Genomic DNA, 2,496 nt, shown 5'->3' on the forward strand with positions numbered 1-2,496 from the left:
CGGAGCGAAGGAACCCCGAGCCTCAGCGAGCGGGCCGAACGTTGGGACAAGCCTTTTTTTGCTTACTTTTTTGAGGCGTTTGTCAAAAAAGTGAGTCGCCGTAAGGGCGAAACCGCCAGCAGGCGCCCCCGAAGAAACGGATATGTACCCGATAAAACCGCAGCTTGGTCGGCCCAAAGGCCGCCAAGTTCAAACCCCTGTCAAAACCCTGAACACACAACCAGAAACACCCACCCCCATTGAAACCACCAAAACCCTGCCCCATCTAACACCCATACCCCATTGCGCAGGTGCCCCATGAGCGACCAGCAAGAATTCCCCGAGAACCCAGACGACTACACCGAAACCGACCCCATCGAACACCACGTCCCCGGCAAGGGCCTGGCCCTGCCCGGTCAGAACCTGCCGGACAAGGTCTACATCATCCCGATCCACAACCGCCCGTTCTTCCCGGCACAGGTCCTGCCGGTCATCGTCAACGAAGAACCCTGGGCCGAAACCCTCGAACTGGTCAGCAAATCCGAGCACCATTCCCTGGCCCTGTTTTTCATGGACACGCCCCAGGAAGATCCGCGCCACTTCGACACCAAGGCATTGCCGCAGTACGGCACCCTGGTCAAGGTGCACCACGCCAGTCGCGAAAACGGCAAGCTGCAATTCGTCGCCCAGGGCCTGAGCCGTGTGCGCATCAAGACCTGGCTCAAGCACCATCGCCCGCCATATCTGGTGGAAGTCGAATACCCGCACCAGCCCACCGAGCCGACCGACGAGGTCAAGGCCTACGGCATGGCGCTGATCAACGCGATCAAGGAACTGCTGCCGCTCAACCCGCTGTACAGCGAAGAGCTGAAGAACTACCTCAACCGCTTCAGCCCCAACGATCCGTCGCCCCTGACCGACTTCGCCGCCGCCCTCACCTCCGCGACCGGTAATGAGTTGCAGGAAGTGCTCGACTGCGTGCCTATGCTCAAGCGCATGGAAAAAGTCCTGCCGATGCTGCGCAAGGAAGTCGAAGTCGCGCGCCTGCAAAAAGAGATCTCCGCCGAGGTCAACCGCAAGATCGGCGAACATCAGCGCGAGTTCTTCCTCAAGGAGCAGCTCAAGGTCATCCAGCAGGAGCTGGGCCTGACCAAGGACGACCGCAGCGCCGACCTCGAACAGTTCGAGCAGCGTCTGGAAGGCAAGGTCCTGCCGACACCGGTGCAAAAACGCCTCGAAGAAGAAATGAACAAGCTGTCGATCCTCGAAACCGGATCGCCGGAGTACGCGGTCACCCGCAACTACCTCGACTGGGCGACCTCGGTGCCGTGGGGCGTGTACGGCGAGGACAAGATCGACCTCAAGCACGCGCGCAAGGTGCTGGACAAACACCACGCCGGCCTCGACGACATCAAGGACCGGATCCTCGAATTCCTCGCCGTCGGTGCCTACAAAGGCGAGATCAGCGGCTCCATCGTGCTGCTGGTCGGCCCGCCGGGCGTGGGCAAGACCAGTGTCGGCAAGTCCATCGCCGAATCCCTGGGCCGGCCGTTCTACCGCTTCAGCGTCGGCGGCATGCGTGACGAAGCCGAAATCAAGGGCCACCGCCGCACTTACATCGGTGCGCAGCCGGGCAAACTCGTGCAGGCGCTGAAAGACGTCGAAGTGATGAACCCGGTGATCATGCTCGACGAGATCGACAAGATGGGCCAGAGCTACCAGGGCGACCCGGCTTCGGCGCTGCTGGAAACCCTCGACCCGGAACAGAACGTCGAATTTCTCGACCACTACCTCGACCTGCGGATGGACCTGTCGAAAGTCCTGTTCGTCTGCACCGCCAACACTCTGGATTCGATTCCCGGCCCGTTGCTGGACCGGATGGAAGTGATTCGCCTGTCGGGCTACATCACCGAAGAAAAAGTCGCCATCGCCAAGCGTCACCTGTGGCCGAAACTGCTGGAAAAGGCCGGTGTGTCCAAGGGCAGCCTGAGTATCAGCGACAGCGCGCTCAAGGCGCTGATCGACGGTTACGCCCGTGAAGCCGGCGTGCGTCAGCTGGAAAAGCAGCTGGGCAAACTGGTGCGCAAGGCAGTCATGAAGCTGATCGACGATCCGAAAGCGGTGATCAAACTCGGGCCGAAAGACCTCGAAGCCTCCCTTGGCCATCCGGTGTTTCGCAACGAACAGGTGCTGTCCGGCATCGGCGTGATCACCGGTCTGGCCTGGACCAGCATGGGCGGCGCAACCCTGCCGATCGAAGCCACGCGGATTCACACGTTCAATCGCGGCTTCAAGCTCACCGGGCAACTGGGCGATGTGATGAAGGAGTCGGCGGAGATCGCCTACAGCTACGTCAGTTCGCACCTCAAATCCTTTGGTGGCGATCCGAAGTTCTTTGACGAAGCCTTCGTCCACCTGCATGTGCCGGAAGGCGCAACGCCGAAGGACGGCCCGAGCGCCGGGGTGACCATGGCCAGTGCCCTGCTCTCGCTGGCGCGTAATCAGCCACCGAAAAAA

1 protein-coding gene is annotated in these 2,496 nt (G+C 61.0%); it reads left to right on the forward strand.

Annotated features, from left to right (window positions below; translation table 11 throughout):
* Window positions 1-297 precede the first annotated feature (297 nt).
* Window positions 298-2,496, forward strand: a 2,199-nt coding sequence (gene lon, locus BBF94_RS26525) for an endopeptidase La (RefSeq protein ID WP_065261884.1), incomplete at its 3' end; no start/stop codon positions are given.

It is taken from the genome of Pseudomonas bananamidigenes, from assembly GCF_001679645.1.
GTDB lineage: Bacteria > Pseudomonadota > Gammaproteobacteria > Pseudomonadales > Pseudomonadaceae > Aquipseudomonas > Aquipseudomonas bananamidigenes.